The organism is Oceanobacillus luteolus, from assembly GCF_023715655.1.
Classification (GTDB): Bacteria; Bacillota; Bacilli; order Bacillales; family Amphibacillaceae; genus Oceanobacillus; species Oceanobacillus luteolus.
In genome coordinates, this window is the sequence record NZ_JAMBON010000023.1 from 1 (window position 1) to 17,674 (window position 17,674).

Consider the following 17,674-nt stretch of genomic DNA (forward strand, 5'->3'; position numbering starts at 1 on the left):
TAATATTTATTTGGGTCATCTTTTCCTACCTCCATGTGTTGTTTTCTTGGTCGAAAATATTTTAACATGGGTCTGGAAGATGACCTATTTTTTTATACCTTTTTACACAATTATAAGGACGTTATCCTTCTAATCAGATGTGAGAACCTCTAGCGTCTGATTAGGTACTGTATTTCACCTGCTAATCAAATGTGAGGACCTCTTACGTTCGACTAGGCACGGAATTTCATCTGCTAATCAAATATGAGAACCTCTTACGTTCGATCAGGTCTTGAATTTCATCTTCTCATCAGATGTGAGAACATCTTCCGTTCGATCAGGTTTTGAATTTCATCTTCTCATCAGATATGAGAACCTCTTACGTTCGATTAGGCACGGAATTTCAGCCGCTAATCAAATGTGAGAACTTCTTCCGTTCGACTAGGTTCTGAGCTTCATTTTCTAATTAGATATAAGAACCTCTACTTTCGACTAGCCACCGAATTCTCACCTCTCATTGCATGTATGATTACCTAAAGTTAGTTTACCCATTAGAACCTATCTTCAAATCGCACAAAAAATCGCACAAATGCTCTGGAATATGCCGAAATACCTATGCCAACTCCTCCTTTTCTCATATTTTTGAAAAAACTTTAAAAAGTCTCTTGACATATCATGTTAATTATCTTAATCTTAATTCTAATAATTTAATTAATTCAAGCGTTGATGAAGAGTAGTAATTTATCGGGACTCTAAGAGAGCTGGTGGTTGGTGCGAACCAGTGTGCTTCCAATAAATGAATGGACTTCTGAGCTTCCAAACCGAACCCTTAGGCAGTAGGCTTTGGCGATTACGTCTTATCGTTATATGAGACAGGTATTAAGCATGATTGCTTGATGCTGTTAAAGCGAGCTTTTACAGCTTATAAAGGTGGCACCACGGTCCCTCGTCCTTTTTTGGATGGGGGACCTTTTTGATTTTATAGAAAAAATTCAAATACAATAAATCGTGGAGTAAGAGTAGTAGGCAATCCGGAAAAACGTTAAAGAGAGCTGGTGATGGTGGAAATCCAGTACGTGGCCGGTTGTTGAATGGACTTACGAGAGGTTTTCTGAACAAGCTTGCACTGATTGCAGTAGGAAAACACGGGTTTCCGCCGTTATACGGATAGGATATCGAAGGAAGTACGTCATATTCCTTCTGTATCTGAAAAAGATGAAAAGATATTTCTTTTCAAAGAGAGGTGGCACCACGGTCGCAAACGTCCTCTATAAACACTTATGTTGTGTTTGTAGAGGGCGTTTTTATTTTACCAATTTTAAAGGAGTGAAAAATTTGACCTCAACGGCTCTGACTTATCAGTATGTGAAACTCGACGCAGAAGGCAAGACACCGATTCATGTTTTTGAAAATCTTTCAGGAACGAAAAAATTCCTGCTGGAAAGTACTTTCTCCCATGAGAAAAAGGGGAAGTTTTCCTTCTTGGGTATGAACCCATATCAAGAAGTAATTGGGCAGTCTGGTGAAACGACAATTCATCATTTGGAAAAAGGTGAAACAGAGAAGAAGGATATCCATGTGCTCCATTATTTAAAAAAACATCTTCCCAAAATGGAGACACATCTGCCGGTACCCTTTTTTGGAGGAGCAGTTGGATATGTAGGCTATGATGCCATCCGGGACTTTGAGGATATTGGCGGTCCGCTTCCCGACGAACTGCAATTGCCGGAAATTCATTTCATGCTTTTTAAAGACATCATCGTGTTTGATCATGCGAAAGAGGCAATTTACCTTATCGCAGTAAATCCGAATGGTGCACCTGATTCGAATTTAGACAATCGTGTCCAGGAATTGAAAGAGGTAGTGACAACTGAATCCTCATTATCAGTAGGAATGGAACATGCAGAATTTCTGCCACAGGAAGCGGAAGAGAGTTTCAAAGAAAAGGTGGCCAAAGCCAAGGAGTATATCGAGAAAGGTGAAGTGCTACAAGTTGTACTTTCCCAGAGGCTCACTGCTCAAATCAAAAATAAGCCAGATTTCCCGTTTTCCTTTTACAAGAGCTTAAGGGAGAGCAACCCATCGCCTTACATGTTTTACGTGGATTTCCAAGATTACAAGTTGCTAGGAGCTTCTCCAGAAAGCCTGCTCCAAGTGGTGGACAGAGAGGTTACAACTAATCCAATTGCAGGAACCAGGCCACGTGGAAACAGGGTGGAAGAAGATTTGAAGCTCGAAGCTGAATTACTGGCCGATGAAAAAGAACTTGCCGAACATGAGATGCTGGTCGAACTCAGTAAAGAAGATCTTGCTCGAGTTTGTGAAGAGGACAGTATCCAGGTCCCCACTGATATGGTCATTGAAAAATATCAACATGTCATGCATATCGTATCTGAGGTGAAAGGAAGATTACGGGAAGATTTATCAAGTATTGATGCTCTCATTTCCTGCCTCCCAGCAGGAACGGTATCTGGCGCTCCAAGACTTCGGGCGATGCAGATCATTAATGAACTGGAAGATAAAATGCGCGGACCTTATGGTGGAGGAATTGGCTATATCAATTACAACGGAGATTTGAATATGGCGTTGACGATCCGTTCCTTGTTCGTTAAAGGGGAGACAGCTTATCTGCAAGCGGGTGCTGGGATTGTCAGTGAGTCCGACCCAAGTAAGGAATATGAGGAAACATTGCATAAAGCACGTTCGTTGCTTGAAGCGGCATATGTTTCACAGTAGTAAGAAGAGAATTTAGATGAGAAGAGATGAGAAAGGGGCAAGAAAAATGAAATTTTATCTGAAAAAGTTGATGAATAAAGAGAATTTGACGTTGGAAGAAATGAAGCAGGCTGCAAGAGCATGTTTTACCGGGAATGTGTCACAAGCGGAAATTGCCGGTTTCCTTATTGCACTTCAGGCAAAAGGGGAGACTGCAGAAGAAATTACGGGGCTAGCGGAAGTCATACGTGAGAAATCTTCCTTCCATACGGAAAGGGACTTTGCTGCAATTGATAATTGTGGAACAGGAGGTGACCAATCTTATAGCTTTAATGTGAGCACAACATCAGCCTTTGTCATGGCCGGTGCGGGGCTGAAGGTGGCAAAGCATGGTAACCGGAGCATCTCCAGTAAGACTGGAAGTGCAGATGTGCTTGAGCAATTAGGTGTTTCACTATCTTTCTCAAAAGAACACGTGACTGAAATGATTCATGAAAATAACATTGCATTTTTATTTGCACCACATGTCCATGAAGCGTTGAAGCCATTCTCCGTCGTGCGGAAACATCTTGGAGTGCCGACAATCTTTAACATGATTGGTCCACTGACCAACCCAATCCAACTAGACAGCCAGCTTGTTGGTGTTTATCGAAAAGATTTGCTCCTAAAAGTTGCAGAATCACTGCAAAAACTTGGACGCCGTCGTGCCGTTGCTGTAACTGGAGCTGGTTCTTTGGACGAAGCATCTTTAGCAGGAGAGAATCACCTCGTCATCCTTGAAAACGGGGAGCTGACCAAAATGACGCTACATCCGGAGGAAGTTGGATTGCCGGTTTTTCCAAACGAAGCAATCCGCGGTGGAGATTCAAAGCAAAATGCAGAAATTCTCCTTTCCGTGTTACAAGGAAAAGAAGGTCCCTATTTAGATACCGTCCTTTTAAATGCTGGTCTGGGCATTTTTACGAGTGGCAAAGCTGTTTCCATTGAGGAAGGCATTTCTCTTGCAAGGGAAAGCATTAAATCTGGTGCTGCTCTGGATAAATTAGAACGCTTGATTGATTTCAGTAAAAAAATTCCTAGTGAGGTGTACTAATATGACAATTTTAGATAAAATTATTGCCCAAAAAAGAAAAGAACTTGTTGAGCTGATTAATCTTCCGTTGTTGAAGGAGGTGGAAAAGCCTGTCCCTACATTTAAGGAGCAGGTTGCTTCTTCCTCAAATATGAGCATTATTGCAGAAATAAAACGAGCTTCCCCTTCAAAAGGGGCAATTGACTTAACTGTTGATCCAATTGAACAAGCAAAGACTTATGAAGGAAATGGGGCAGCTGCCATTTCAGTTTTGACGGATGAAACATTTTTTAATGGCTCATTAAACGATTTGCATGCAGTTCGAAAGGCAGTGGATCTTCCAGTTTTATGTAAAGACTTTATCATTGATACACTGCAAATCGACCATGCACGTGCGGCAGGAGCGACAATTATCTTACTGATTGTTGCGGCTCTGGATGATGAAAAACTAAAAGAATTGTATGATTATGCAACAAATCTTGGCCTGGAGGTGCTCGTAGAAGTGCATGATGAAGTGGAAATGGAGCGCGCACTGGCTATCCAGCCCGAGATTATCGGTATTAATAATCGCAATTTGAAAACTTTTGAAGTGAATCTCGCGACGACCGAGAAACTTGCTTCGTATATCACAAATCCCAACACGATTTTGATTAGTGAAAGTGGCATGCGCGTAAGACAGGATGTTGAGAGAGTAGGTAAGGTGGGAGCCGAAGCAATCCTTGTTGGTGAAACACTCATGCGATCAGACGATTTAAATGCAACTTTTAGTGAAATGCAAATCCCTCTATCAAAAGGCAGTGAGCAACATGCTCGTTAAAATATGTGGCATTACGACGAGGGAAGCAGCCATTGCTGCAGTGGAAGCTGGTGCTGATTTTATCGGTTTTGTTTTTGCCGAGAGTAAACGGAAAATTACTCCGGCAAAAGCAGCTGAAATTGCTAAAAACGTACCTGTTTCTGTCAAAAAAGTCGGAGTGTTTGTAAATGAAAAACCTCTTGTCATGCGTGAAATTGCAAGTGAAGTCGGATTGGATTTCATTCAATTACATGGAGATGAATCTTCGGTCACTGCTGAAAGTTTACCGGTGGAAATCATCAAAGCTCTTCCGGCAGAGAAGCAGTTATTGGCCCAACACGATGATTACCCTTGCGATTATCTTTTAGTTGATACGCCGAGTAAAAGTGTTCGTGGTGGGACTGGTAAGACGTTCGACTGGGACGTACTCAATGAATGGAAAACGAACAAGAAACTAATCCTAGCTGGTGGACTTACTCCGGAAAATGTTCAGCAAGCAATTAAAAAGGTAAAACCAGTTGGTGTGGATGTATCCAGCGGAGTGGAGACGGACGGAAAGAAGGACATAGAAAAAATAAGACAGTTTATTAAACGAGCAAAGGAAAGGGAGGACGAGAAGCATGAAAACATACACCATGCCCAATTCACAAGGTAAATACGGGGAATTTGGAGGGCGGTTCGTTCCAGAATTATTAATGCCAGCAGTACTGCAATTGGAGAAAGCTTATCAAGAGGCAAAGGAGGATCCTGAATTTATTAAAGAACTAGATTACTATTTGAAGCAATATGTTGGTCGGGAAACTCCATTATATTTTGCCGAGCGGCTTACGGAAAAAGCTGGCGGTGCGAAGATTTATTTGAAACGTGAAGATTTGAATCATACCGGAGCACATAAGATTAACAATACGATTGGGCAGGCCTTGCTTACGGTCCGGATGGGGAAGAAAAAAGTGGTTGCAGAAACTGGTGCTGGACAGCATGGAGTTGCGACAGCGACGGTTTGTGCACTGCTTGGACTCGAATGTATCGTCTTTATGGGGGAGGAGGATATAAGGAGGCAGGCGCTAAATGTGCAGCGAATGGAATTGCTCGGTGCAGAGGTTCGCGGTGTGACTCAAGGTAGCGGGACTCTGAAGGATGCAGTGAACGAAGCGTTACGATACTGGGTAAATCATGTCGAAGATACCCACTATATTATCGGATCGGTAGTCGGACCACATCCGTTTCCGCAAATTGTTCGGGACTTTCAAGCGGTGATCGGTTTGGAAACGAAAAAACAAATCCTTCAGCAGGAGGGGAAACTTCCTGAGACAGTTGTAGCTTGTGTCGGTGGTGGAAGTAATGCAATGGGAATGTTTTATCCATTTATTGAAGAATACGATGTTTCGTTGATTGGAGTTGAAGCTGGTGGTAAAGGCATTAAAACAGGTCAGCATGCGGCAACACTTTCAGCCGGAAAAGTTGGCGTTTTGCACGGTACATTAACACATCTTTTACAAGATGAGCATGGGCAAATCGAAGAGGCCTTCTCCATCTCTGCCGGACTTGATTATCCAGGAGTTGGACCTGAACATAGTCATCTCCATAAGATTAACAGAGTGGCCTATACGTCAGTCACGGATGAAGAAGCATTAGAGGCTTTTCAATTGCTGTCACGTACAGAAGGAATCATTCCGGCACTGGAAAGTTCACATGCTGTAGCTCATGCGATGAAACTGGCTCAAAAAATGGCTGCCGATGAGACGATTGTCGTTTGCTTATCGGGACGTGGCGATAAGGATCTTTAGAAAAGTGGAAAATGAAAGGGAGGAAATAACATGGGAAGAGCTAAACTGGAACTAGTCTTGCAGCAAAAGCTTGCAGCAGGAGAAAAGATATTTTCGCCATTTATGACAGCTGGTGACGGGGGACTTGATGTATTGGAGGAAAGAATCCGATTCTTTGAGGAGAATGGAGCTTCTGTCATTGAACTCGGTATTCCATTTTCCGATCCTGTCGCAGATGGCCCAACGATACAGGAAGCAGGGATTCGGGCGTTAAAACAAGGAACAAACCTTCAAGCTGTGTTGGATATTTTACAAGAAACGAAAGATCGTCGTTCCATTCCGATTGTGATCATGACTTACATTAATCCGATTTTAGCATTTGGTGTGGAACAGTTTGCACTGAAATGTGAGCAGGCAGGAGTGGATGGGGTAATCATTCCGGATTTATCGATGGAGGAAGAAGACATTATTTCTCCAGCACTGCAAAAACATGATCTTGCTTTTATTAGGTTGGCTGCTATGACGAGTCCAAAAGAGCGTTTAATTGAATTAGCCAAGCGTTCAGAAGGGTTTCTTTATGCCGTGGCTGTGACTGGGACGACTGGTGCTAGGGAAAAACATGACTCCCATGTTACCACGTATTTGCAAGATTTAAAGACTTATAGTCGTGTTCCGGTGTTGGCGGGATTTGGAGTGTCAACAAGTAAACAGGCAAGAGAGCTTAGCGAACATTGTGATGGAGTAATCGTCGGAAGTAAAATCGTTCAGCTCTTGCATGAAGGAAAGTTGGATGAAATAAAGCGGTTAATAGAGGGGAGCAGGAAAGCGGGGAGCTTGTCCTGACATATCTCATTTTCGTTGTGTAGACCTTCTTGGAGATGATATATTATAGTGGAACATTCAGACATATTAGATAAGTATCATCAATTAAAGGAGGTGTAACATTGTCTAAAGCAGTAATCTTAGATGGTTATACGTTAAACCCTGGAGATCTCGATTGGAAGCCACTTCAGGAATTAGCAGATTTCGAGATTTATGACCGTACAACTTATTCCATAGAAGAAGCACCTCTCATTATTGAACGGGCGAAAGATGCTGAAGTCATTTTAACGAATAAAACACCACTGACGAAAGAAATTCTTGACGAACTTCCGATGTTGAAATATATCGGTGTGCTTGCGACAGGTTACAATGTGGTCGATGTGGAAGCTGCTAAAGAAAGAAATATTACAGTAACGAATATTCCAAGTTATGGGACGGATACGGTCGCTCAAGCTGCGATAGCTTTACTGTTAGAACTTTGTCATCGTACGGGAGACCATAGTAACGCCGTAAAGAATGGGGAATGGACGAACAGCCCTGACTTCTGTTTCTGGAATCATCCAATCATTGAACTATCAGGTAAGACAATGGGCATTATCGGATATGGGCAAATAGGGCAAACGACTTCCCGTATTGCTCAAGCATTTGGCATGAAAGTGCTAGCGTACAATCGTACCCGAGAAAAAGTCATCGAAACGGAAAGTGTACGCTATGCAACACTTGAAGAACTATATCGTGAAGCAGATGTGATTATGCTGCATTGTCCATTGACAGAGGAAAATGAAGGTTTCATTAATAAAGAGTCTATTGAACAAATGAAAGATAGTGTCCTCATCGTTAATAATGCTCGTGGTGCTCTTATCAATGAAGCGGACCTTGCTGATGCATTAAATCGAGGGAAAGTTGCAGGAGCAGGTCTTGATGTGGTATCAGAAGAACCGATATCAGAGGATAACCCGCTCCTAAAAGCAAAAAATTGCATCATCACTCCACATATAGCTTGGGCAAGTCTAGAAGCAAGGCAGCGGCTGCTGGATATTGCTGTTGAAAATTTAAGCAAATATTTGGAGGGAAATCCTATAAACGTTGTGAATCAGTAAATGGATACAAATAATCCCCTTCTAATCAGTTGAGAAGGGGATTCTCTCATTCCGCACTTTCAGGCTTCATTTGCTTCTCTACGCTTCTCATTACTCGCCAAATATTAAAGATAGAATAGCCTAGCATTAATATGCCTGGAATGATAAGGCAGAGTATGATGCCTTGAGGGGATTGAAGAAAACTTACAGCATAACCAACCATGGGGATCGTTATCCCTGTATACAAGCCAACAATATTTTCAGCCAGTACTGGATTTCTGTCTATCGCATTATTATTATCACCTTTTGTCGTGTATAGAACATTGTTATCAGTTTGATTCACCTCGGTGATCCGGTGGGTAATCAGCGTATTTTGATCTTCCAAGAATGTGATGACGTCACCTGGTATTAGACTATTCTTTTCTTCTTCTGTTACGGATTCAATGATAATAATCGAACCAGTTTGAATACCCGGTTCCATTGAGCCGGATAGGACGGTCTTTATTTGGTAACCAAAAAGTTCTGGTTTTCCTCCTGAGAGAGCTGTGGAAATGACAAGTAATCCTACGGTGATCAATGCAGTATAAAATAATACTGAAAGTATTGAACTCAACCACTTAAATACTCTACGCATAATCATTTTTCTTCATCCTCCTCATCTTTAGGCATGTTTTCTTCTTCATCTTCTAAATTCTCTTCCGTTACCATCTCACTATCATCTCCTGATTCCCATACTCCAATCTCAATGGAGCTTTCAACGACTTTAGTTTCCTTAATATAAGCAACAGTCGGTGAGGATACGTATGTAATAGAGAGGAGGAGTAGATAAAAAACAGCAGCTGTCTTTAACAATGTTTGAAATAATGTTTTCGCATATCTTATCCTCATTTATAAAACCGCCTTTCAACCGTCATGCTCATTCCTCTTTATGTTTTCCATCTCTTTGCATAGCTTCGAATTGCCATTTCAAATTCAAGACATCTCCTTGAAAATGGTTTTGATTTTCCCCGTTATCAAGAAAACTGAAACGAACGGTGAACTTCTGGGGTGTGCTTTGGGTAGGTAAGGAATCCAATATGGTTGTTGGCTCATTATTTAATTGGGAGAGTGACTTTTCGAATAGACTTTTCTTTTCCTCCTGATGAATGAGTTCCACGATTATATAATCAGCGAGGTCATCTCCTTCATTAGGCTCCCCATGATCTACAATCTCGTAAGAAGTAATTAACTGAATCTCTTTCATGTCGATAGAACCTTCATTCGTCAACTCAAAGTCACTTTGTATCGAGTCGCCGGGGATGAAATCAGAAAGTTGGATAATGCTTGAAGTATCAATTCCTAATTCCATTAATCCAATTTCAAAGGAATTGTTCGTATCTTTACTATCCGTAAAGTAAGCGCTCGTTCCTCCGACAATCAAACTCAATCCAACCATTGCAAAAAATATACTAGTCACTAATTCTTTTGTTTTCTTCACCCGAACCTCCTCCTATGATAGATGTTTTATGTAAAGAATAAATGTTGAACTATCTTTGAAAATTTGGCGGCCAAAGTTATATGTCGTTTTCCTTATCCTCTGGCCGCCGGTAGCCCGTTCTACTATTCTCTTAACAGTTTATTTCTTAATAGACCCCTACAGCATTATAGGCTTGTTTCACTGCTTGAACTGCAGCAGAGTCTGCACCGTATAGATCTGTTGCAGCCTGGATTGCAGCTTGTCTCATCATACTGAAATCAGAGTTGCGTGTCAGGTAGTTGGCGAGGGCACGGTAATAGATTTGTTCTGTTGCTTCACGTCCGACACCTTCCACCACTACACCGTAATGTTCGCCACCTTCTGAAACGAGGTATGCGGCTTTATTATTGATACTACTATTGATGTGAACCCCACCATTATCCAGTGGACCTTCATAACGTAAGCTCCAGTGATCTGGGTATGGTGCTGCCGTTCTTCTCTCTATCAAAACGGCTGGGTCTTCCAATGATCGCAATCCAATGGTACCGTCTGCCATAATATCTTCCCCAATGATCCAATCATCCCGATCAACCATCGCGCCGAAGATATCTGCAAAGGATTCATTAAGAGCTCCAGATTCGTTTCTGTAAATCAAGTTGGCTGTATGCTGAACTACACCGTGGGACATTTCATGTGCTGCAACGTCCAGTCCTGCAGCTAGATTATGGAAACGGACACCATCTCCATCACCATAAGACATATAAACGCCGTTCCATGATGCGTTCGCCCAATTCTCTCCTACGTGGACTCTTGAAAGTAATGGTTGTCCATTATCATCGACAGAATCCCGATTGAACGTACGTTTGAAGTAATCATAGGTTATTTGAGCGTTTGCATGGGCATCAACTGCCGCTCCGTCCGTAAACATCTTACTGACACTGGTGACTAGAGCATCGTTATGGTTATTATCGAAAGTCAGTACTCCTTGACCTCTTGTTTGGTCATGAAGGCCATATAATCCATCAAGTAATGATGCTTCGAATTTCCGCCTTTCACCAAACACTCCATTTCCGAATGCTGTCACGTTATGGGCAGCATTATAACTGTCTACTACTTTGCCATTTGTCGCATCAATAAAGTAATGCCAAAATCCAACTTGTGGTTCTGAAGTGGAAGCTGTGACAAGGTACGTATGGTAGAATTTGTCCTTATATTCATAGATATATTGCTCAGCTTTCACCTCGCCATCATAATTTTCGACAGTGCCAATTCGCTTTTCTAAAGCTGCTTTAGCTTTATCTATTGCAACTTTTTCAGAAATGATATTCTCGATTTCTATCATTTCTTTAGCTAGGTCTGGTATGACTGTACCGAAGTAGGAAGTGACATTATCATTCTCATCTAGAGTAATCGTCTGGCCTCCGTTGTACACTGGAATCCCTTCATAGACCTGCTCAAGCTTGAAGTGATGGGTACCTGTACTGTCATCAGCGATCTCGTCGACAATAATAAAGCTTTCTTCTGCTTCACTTTTATTCAATTTAAATTTAGCGCTGTTTTGTTTCAAAAATTCAATTGCAATCTCTTCTTTGCTCAATTTCTGAGGAGCACTCCAGTTATCGATGATGTAGGAAGGGGTTTCATGTACTTCGTTAATTTTGACTTCTTCCGCAGAGGCGGACCCGGTGGTGAAGAATGCTCCTAGACCAATAGATAAAGCTGCAATCGATGAATATACTTTAATTCTTGTATTCAATCTACTCATCCTCCAAATCATTTTAATTGTTTAGTTGATGGGTATATGATTCTAGCGTTCTTCACCATCTGTTTGAGTCGCCTGGAACGTCCAGACTAGTTCTAGACTATCTCCCTGGAAAATATTCTGGTCTTCATCATTATCAACAAACTCGAATTCTACCCAGAAATCATTCGTGGCTCCAGGTTCCAATCCGCCTTTCTGTCTCCATAACGGATCCCAAATGTCTCTTTGGACTACATCCGGGTCCATATTTTGAAGTTCACTTAGTGTGGTCTGGAAAATGGGTTCACTTTCTTTATCCCAGTTCCACAGGAAGTTAACGCGGATGTGATCACCAAAATCCTCTGAGCCGTTGTCTGAATTGACGTCAATAACATTGTAGGCGGTTTCAAGATTCACCGTGTCGATCTTCAAGCTACCGCTATTGGTGAGTACAAACTCACGCATGATGGAGTCACCTGGTTTAATATTATCGATATTGATTACTGTTTCTGGGTTTAGTGATAAATCTAATGTTCCTGCAGCGAATACGTTGTTCGTCACTACTTGGTCACTGAAATAAGCGAAGGTTCCACCTACCAGTAAAGAGGTTCCTAAAACAGCCGTAGCAATACTTGAACTGAGTTTTTTTCTGATTTTCATTTTTTCATCTCCTATTCCGATTTTTACTAGATTTAGAAGCTAAGGTTATATATGGGAACTAGAATGATAATACCCCCTTTCAAAGGTATAGGGTCAATGAATCTTCCTCATCACCTCCTAAGGATTTATCTATATATAGGCGTTCAAAGATGAGCTTCAAAGGATGGTGCCTAAGTTAACATGGTAAAGTTAATGAAAGGTGAACGCTTACGATGTGAGATTCAAATAGTAGGTTCATGAAGTATTCGTCAAATTTACTGAAATAATCACTAAATTTTTCGATATGTGAGTGGATGTGGGATTGGTGAATAGACTCATTTATGATTGCTTGTCTACCCATTTCATCTGTTTATTAAATACATCAGATTGATAAAGGTATTACCACGCAAAACATATTCTTTCAAATTTCTCAGCAGATGTCAGAATATAGGTAATAAGTCTGCAGTTGAGATATTTGTAAGTTTAATTCTAATTATTATAAATAATTATGTCGTATTCACTATAATATACAATCCAAAAAAATGGTAGAGGGTATTTTTGTTGGAAACGCACTAATATCGTCTATTATTGTCGAATATGTATAAAATAATAGAAGAAGAGTATAGTAGAATTGGTTTTCTCGGAGATATCGTATAGAAATGTAGAGTATAGTTATAATTTACAGAACCTTAGAAATATAGTAATATATGACTAATAACATATATCTTTATATGGTTAAGGAGGAACTATTTTGGTCAACGTACAGCAAACCGAGAAGTTAACTTCCCTTTATTCTGAAATCGAAGCGAATTTTGAAGAGATGAGAGACTGGAGAAGACATATGCATATGCACCCGGAGCTCTCCTTTGAAGAAGTGAAAACCGCCAAATATATCGAGGAGAAGTTACGGAGTTTTAACTTGGAAGTAAAAACAAATGTAGGTGGAAGAAATGGATTGATCGGGATTTTGAAAGGTGCAAACCCTGGAAAAACAATTGCATTACGGGCCGATTTTGATGCCCTTCCGATCGATGATGAGAAAGATGTGCCTTATAAATCGATGAACCCTGGTGTTATGCATGCTTGTGGTCATGATGGTCATACTGCTGCGTTACTTGGTACCGCGAAGGTGCTCAGCAACTATAAACAACATATTAACGGAACGGTGATTTTCATTTTCCAGCCAGCTGAGGAAAAGCCACCAGGCGGAGCGAAGTTTATGATTGAAGAAGGTATTCTGGATGAAGTTGATGCTGTGTTCGGTGCCCATCTCGGCTCAGAAATACCTTTAGGGAAAGTAGCGGTTGGCGCAGGTTATAAAATGGCGGCTGTGGATAAATTTGAAATCCGTATAAAGGGCAGAGGCGGCCATGGTGCAAGACCAAATGAAACGATTGATTCTATTATTGTCGGCACAAGCGTTGTCGAAGCGCTCCAAAAAATTGTGAGCCGTAATGTTGACCCGTTAAAATCTGCAGTTGTGACCGTCGGTGTCTTCCAAGCCGGCAATGCTTTTAATATTATTGCTGATTCTGCGAGAATCGAAGGAACAGTGCGGACGTTCGATGCAGCTGTTCGTGACCAAGTAGAAGAAAGAATGCGCTCGATTTTAGAAGGAATTACGAATGCATTTGGTGCAACGTTTGAGATTGACTATCTTCGTGGTTATCCGGCGCTCTATAATCATGAGACAGAAACGGAACTGGTAAGGAATGTTTTATCCCAGCCATTTAAAGAAGAAAACATTGTTGAATTCCAGCCAACTATGGGGGCGGAGGATTTTTCATACTTCCTGAATGAAAAATCAGGAACATACTTCCGTGTAGGTTCTCGAAACGAAGATGAAAAGACACACTTTCCGCACCACCATCCGAAGTTCGATTTTGACGAGCGGGCACTGATGAATATCAGCAAGTCTTTCGTTACGATCGTTTCACATTACCTCTTTGATTAACTGATTCATCAGAATAAGTTCATATATGTGTTCTAAAAGTGGGGCGAAAATATGTCCCACTTTTTTATGTGCAAACAAACAGAACCTTTATTCCTCCAGAGGATACAATATAGGGAGAGGAAGGTTGACTCTAAGTTTGTTTAAAAAGGGTTGATCACTTGGGGGGATATAAAATGTTTGAAGCTGGGCAAGGCGCAGCATACATGTCACAGGGTGAAAATATGGATAAGGTGAAGAAACTTAGTGTGGTAAATAATGAGGCTTATATGAATAAGATCGGAAGGCCTGGCGCTTTTGGAGCGATGGAAGACGCAAAGATGGTCGATGAAGGAGCTCTGACTAGCGTCCAATATTATAATAAATTGCAAGATGACGACGCAGAAGGAAAATGAATGGAGAACACCAACAAACAGACTATATCTGAATGTTGGTGTATTTGTTTAATCATTGATATAGAATATCCTAGTCTCCCGTATGGTATCACCAGCTTTGTTGGCTGCTTCAAACGTGACGACATGGAATTTCTCTTGGAGCTTTTCTTCGAGCTGTAGTGACAGCGTTGCAGTTTCTTCATCAAAAGAAGGTACATAAGGTATTCCATCCACTATGATTCTGATACTTTCCAAATCAAGCTCTGTATAATCTTCAATCTTAGCCTGTAGAACTGGTGTGGTAGTTTGGATGATTTCTCCCATTTCATATTCAGGTTCAATAACAGGTCCAGCGGTTTTCACCTCTTGATTAATATCCGCAATGGATTCCACTTCTTCGAGCAATCTTAAAATATTTCCACCTAGAATTTTTTCGATATCTTCTAGGCTATACCCCCTATGAGCGAGTTCATCCGTAATTAAAGGTAGATCTTCTGCGGATTGTAAATCCTCAGGCAACGGTGCGCCGTCGAAATCAGACCCAATCCCAACATGATCAATTCCCATGATATCTACCGCATAATCAATATGATCGACAATGTCTGAAACGTAACCAGTTGAGTTATTTGTTAAAAAGGCTGGGAAAAATACGATACTGAGTACACCGCCATTTTCTTTTAATGCGAGCATCTCATCATCTGTCAAATTCCGCTGATGCTGTTTTAATCCATAGACGCCAGAGTGTGATGCAATAATTGGAGCTTCACTGACTTGGATTACATCCCAAAATGTTTCCCGGGACATATGGGAGACATCAACCACCATTCCTAGTCGGTTCATTTCTTTGACGACTTCCGCACCTAAATCAGTCAATCCGCCATTGGAAGGTGTTTTTGCCGGATCACCATAAACGCGATCAGCTCCTTCACCAAGTGCATTGGAATAATTCCAGTTGAATCCAATTGCTTTTACACCAAGGTCATTGTATTGGTGAAGCAATTCTATCGCATTATGCTCTTCCAGTGAATAAGCACCTTCGATGGTAGGGACTGCTGCGAGTTTTCCTTCACCCACAGTTTGTTTTATTTCAGCACTGTTTTGAGCAATTTTAAACGTATCTGGATTGTTACGCTCTGTCCAATAGAGTGCATTCAATAAAGCGAGTGTTCTACTAATGGAACGAGCATTATTATCATAAAAACCAGAAGTGTATGCTGCGAAAAATGCTACATGAAGTCCACCAGCTTTTGCCTTTGGGATATCCAGGTGAAAATCTGTTTCTTCACCAATGTCTATCTTAGGCAACCAAGTAGATTCATCAATGGCGAGCATCATCGTGTCGTTATGAGTATCGACAACAGTCGGCTCGTAGAATAAATAATCGACCGCTTTTGTATGGATAAGTTGTACATGGCTAAAACCTGGAAATGCTAGAAATAAAGCGAATGACAGTAAGTATGCAAACCGTTCCATGATATCCTCCTAAATACACTATCTTATTCTATTAGTCTAGCATAATTTGTTCTCAGATGACGGATATTAGGGGCTGGTCGACAAATGAATTCTTCACGGTCTGTCCTTGATCTGAAGTGCATATAGATAGAAGGAAGAATTTCAAGGGGAATCCAAAGGAGGGATTGAATGGGGAAGAAGCTTTGGTTATTTGGTCTGTTGATGTTAGCCCTATTGATTTTTGTTGCTTGTAGCGATAAGGATAGCGAAGGTGATGCAGAAGATACCAACCCTGGAAAAGCTGAGACAGGTGATGAAAATGACAGGACTCTCACGATTGCCATTGGAGCGGATATGGTGACATTTGATGTGCATGATCATATCAATACATCTACAGAGGCCATTCATGTGAATATGTTCAATTATTTAGTGAAGCGCGATAATGAGACTGGTGAGATCGTTCCTGATTTGGCCGAGTCTTTCGAGAACATCGATGACTATACATGGGAGTTCAAATTGAAAGAAGGAGTCACTTTCCATAATGGTGACGAGTTGACATCAGCTGATGTGAAGTACTCTCTTGAGCGGGTCGCTTACGGGGAAGAATTACGGGATTACACGAATTATAACCAGATTAAAGAAGTGGAGATCATTGATGATTATACATTCAGGATTATCACCCATGAACCAGAGCCTGTCTTGCTTAATCGGATTTCCCGTATTGCATCTGGTATCTTACCATCCAAATATATTGAGGAAAATGGATTTGACCACTTTTTAGAGAATCCTATCGGAACGGGTCCGTTTCAGTTCGTGGAATGGGTGAGGGACGACCGGATTGTATTTGAAGTATATGACGATTACTTTGGCGGAAAAAATCCGGATTGGGATAAATTAGTTTTCCGGATTATTCCTGAAAACTCCACAAGAGTCTCTGAACTGTTGACAGGTGGAGTCGATATCGCGGTGAACGTTCCACCTGCTGACTGGGAGCGAGTTGAAAATCATGAAGGCACGTATTTAGCTCAGGAAACATCGAATCGGACATTAATGATTTTCTTACGATCTACAGAAGGTTACCCTACTTCCGATCAACGTGTCCGTGAAGCACTGGACCTTGCCATAGATAACGGAGCGATAGTGGAAAGTTTACTTGGGGGAGCCGGCGTACCGACGATTACTAGAGTAGCACCTGGAAACTTTGGATTTGCGGAACATTTATATGATACGTACAACTATGACCCAGAGCGGGCAAAAGAGTTACTTGAAGAAGCTGGCTATCCAGATGGTTTTGAAATGACTTTCCATTCTCCGCGGGGCCGTTATTTGCAAGATGCTGAGATTGCAGAAATGGTCGCTGGAATGTGGGCCCAGATTGGCGTGACGGCAAACATTGAATTTATGGAATGGAGTAACTTCGTAGAGCTCCGAAATGCGAAAGAAAATAAAGACGCTTACTTACTTGGTCTAGGAAATTCCATGTTCGATGCAGCGAATGCGCTTGATTATTATAGTGCGACACGATTTGAGGGAGAAACGGATTACCGGAATGATGAATTGGAAGAACTGTTGGCTGCAGCAATGTCCAACATGGACCCGAAGGAAAGAAGTGAACAGTATGTACGCGCCCAGGAGATCATCGCCGAAGATGTTGCACACATTGTATTGCACCAGGAGTCGATTAATATTGGAGTAAGTGAAAGAATCAACTATACTCCGACAATGGACGAAATGATTTATGTGGAGACGATTACAAAGAAATAATCCGAAGTGGGTTTCCCGAAAATGAAAATCCATTTGGGGAACCTCACTTTTTCCCATTCGTAAAGGGG

16 protein-coding genes and 2 other annotated features are annotated in these 17,674 nt (G+C 41.3%); of the genes, 10 read left to right on the forward strand and 6 right to left on the reverse strand.

Translation table 11 applies throughout. From position 1 onward, the window contains the following. The first annotated feature begins 693 nt into the window (after positions 1-693). Positions 694-936 (forward strand) — a binding site (T-box leader). A gap of 43 nt (positions 937-979) precedes the next feature. After that, positions 980-1,251 (forward strand) — a binding site (T-box leader). A 63-nt stretch (positions 1,252-1,314) separates the two neighbouring features. From trpE to M3210_RS12950, 7 genes are all read left to right on the forward strand, one after another. After that, positions 1,315-2,715 (forward strand): anthranilate synthase component I, encoded by a 1,401-nt coding sequence (trpE, locus tag M3210_RS12920; protein ID WP_251515051.1) that lies wholly within the window; start codon positions 1,315-1,317, stop codon positions 2,713-2,715. A gap of 46 nt (positions 2,716-2,761) precedes the next feature. Next, on the forward strand, positions 2,762-3,787 hold the full coding sequence (trpD, locus tag M3210_RS12925; protein ID WP_251515052.1) for an anthranilate phosphoribosyltransferase: 1,026 nt from the start codon (positions 2,762-2,764) through the stop codon (positions 3,785-3,787). 1 nt (position 3,788) lies between these two features. Next, positions 3,789-4,583, forward strand: a complete 795-nt coding sequence (trpC, locus tag M3210_RS12930) for an indole-3-glycerol phosphate synthase TrpC (protein ID WP_251515054.1) — start codon at positions 3,789-3,791, stop codon at positions 4,581-4,583. Continuing rightward, a complete protein-coding gene (locus tag M3210_RS12935) occupies positions 4,573-5,217 on the forward strand; it encodes a phosphoribosylanthranilate isomerase (RefSeq protein WP_251515055.1) in 645 nt (214 codons plus the stop codon). The genes trpC and M3210_RS12935 overlap by 11 nt, the downstream gene beginning before the upstream one ends. Further along, complete coding sequence (trpB, locus tag M3210_RS12940; protein WP_251515056.1) at positions 5,183-6,349, forward strand: tryptophan synthase subunit beta; 1,167 nt, start codon at positions 5,183-5,185, stop codon at positions 6,347-6,349. The genes M3210_RS12935 and trpB overlap by 35 nt, the downstream gene beginning before the upstream one ends. 30 nt (positions 6,350-6,379) lie before the next feature. Next, positions 6,380-7,171 (forward strand): tryptophan synthase subunit alpha, encoded by a 792-nt coding sequence (gene trpA / locus M3210_RS12945; protein WP_251515057.1) that lies wholly within the window; start codon positions 6,380-6,382, stop codon positions 7,169-7,171. Positions 7,172-7,272: 101 nt separating this feature from the next. Further along, a complete protein-coding gene (locus tag M3210_RS12950; RefSeq protein ID WP_251515060.1) occupies positions 7,273-8,250 on the forward strand; it encodes a D-2-hydroxyacid dehydrogenase in 978 nt (325 codons plus the stop codon). 46 nt (positions 8,251-8,296) lie between these two features. Here M3210_RS12950 and sipW read toward each other — a convergent pair whose 3' ends face one another. The 5 genes from sipW to M3210_RS12975 all read right to left on the reverse strand — a co-directional run bounded on the left by sipW (position 8,297) and on the right by M3210_RS12975 (position 12,086). Beyond that, the gene (gene sipW, locus M3210_RS12955; protein WP_251515063.1) at positions 8,297-8,869 is read right to left on the reverse strand and encodes a signal peptidase I SipW; all 573 of its coding nucleotides are present in this window, start codon (positions 8,867-8,869) and stop codon (positions 8,297-8,299) included. Then, a complete protein-coding gene (locus tag M3210_RS12960; RefSeq protein WP_251515067.1) occupies positions 8,866-9,117 on the reverse strand; it encodes a hypothetical protein in 252 nt (83 codons plus the stop codon). The genes sipW and M3210_RS12960 overlap by 4 nt, the downstream gene beginning before the upstream one ends. Before the next feature lie 28 nt (positions 9,118-9,145). Next, on the reverse strand, positions 9,146-9,706 hold the full coding sequence (locus M3210_RS12965) for a TasA family protein (protein WP_251515070.1): 561 nt from the start codon (positions 9,704-9,706) through the stop codon (positions 9,146-9,148). Between the two features lie 145 nt (positions 9,707-9,851). Beyond that, positions 9,852-11,450: a M4 family metallopeptidase gene (locus tag M3210_RS12970; protein WP_379598931.1), complete on the reverse strand. Its 1,599-nt coding sequence runs from the start codon at positions 11,448-11,450 to the stop codon at positions 9,852-9,854. A gap of 42 nt (positions 11,451-11,492) precedes the next feature. Continuing rightward, complete coding sequence (locus M3210_RS12975) at positions 11,493-12,086, reverse strand: CalY family protein (protein WP_251515076.1); 594 nt, start codon at positions 12,084-12,086, stop codon at positions 11,493-11,495. A gap of 799 nt (positions 12,087-12,885) precedes the next feature. Here M3210_RS12975 and M3210_RS12980 point away from each other — a divergent pair. Then, positions 12,886-14,019 (forward strand): M20 metallopeptidase family protein, encoded by a 1,134-nt coding sequence (locus M3210_RS12980; RefSeq protein ID WP_251515194.1) that lies wholly within the window; start codon positions 12,886-12,888, stop codon positions 14,017-14,019. A gap of 173 nt (positions 14,020-14,192) precedes the next feature. Then, positions 14,193-14,411 (forward strand): YbyB family protein, encoded by a 219-nt coding sequence (locus tag M3210_RS12985; RefSeq protein WP_251515079.1) that lies wholly within the window; start codon positions 14,193-14,195, stop codon positions 14,409-14,411. A 48-nt stretch (positions 14,412-14,459) separates the two neighbouring features. Here M3210_RS12985 and M3210_RS12990 read toward each other — a convergent pair whose 3' ends face one another. Continuing rightward, positions 14,460-15,863 (reverse strand): dipeptidase, encoded by a 1,404-nt coding sequence (locus tag M3210_RS12990; protein WP_251515082.1) that lies wholly within the window; start codon positions 15,861-15,863, stop codon positions 14,460-14,462. A gap of 168 nt (positions 15,864-16,031) precedes the next feature. On the opposite strand from M3210_RS12990, the gene M3210_RS12995 reads away from it, so the two are divergent. Next, the gene (locus M3210_RS12995) at positions 16,032-17,606 is read left to right on the forward strand and encodes an ABC transporter substrate-binding protein (RefSeq protein WP_251515085.1); all 1,575 of its coding nucleotides are present in this window, start codon (positions 16,032-16,034) and stop codon (positions 17,604-17,606) included. Positions 17,607-17,674: the final 68 nt, after the last annotated feature.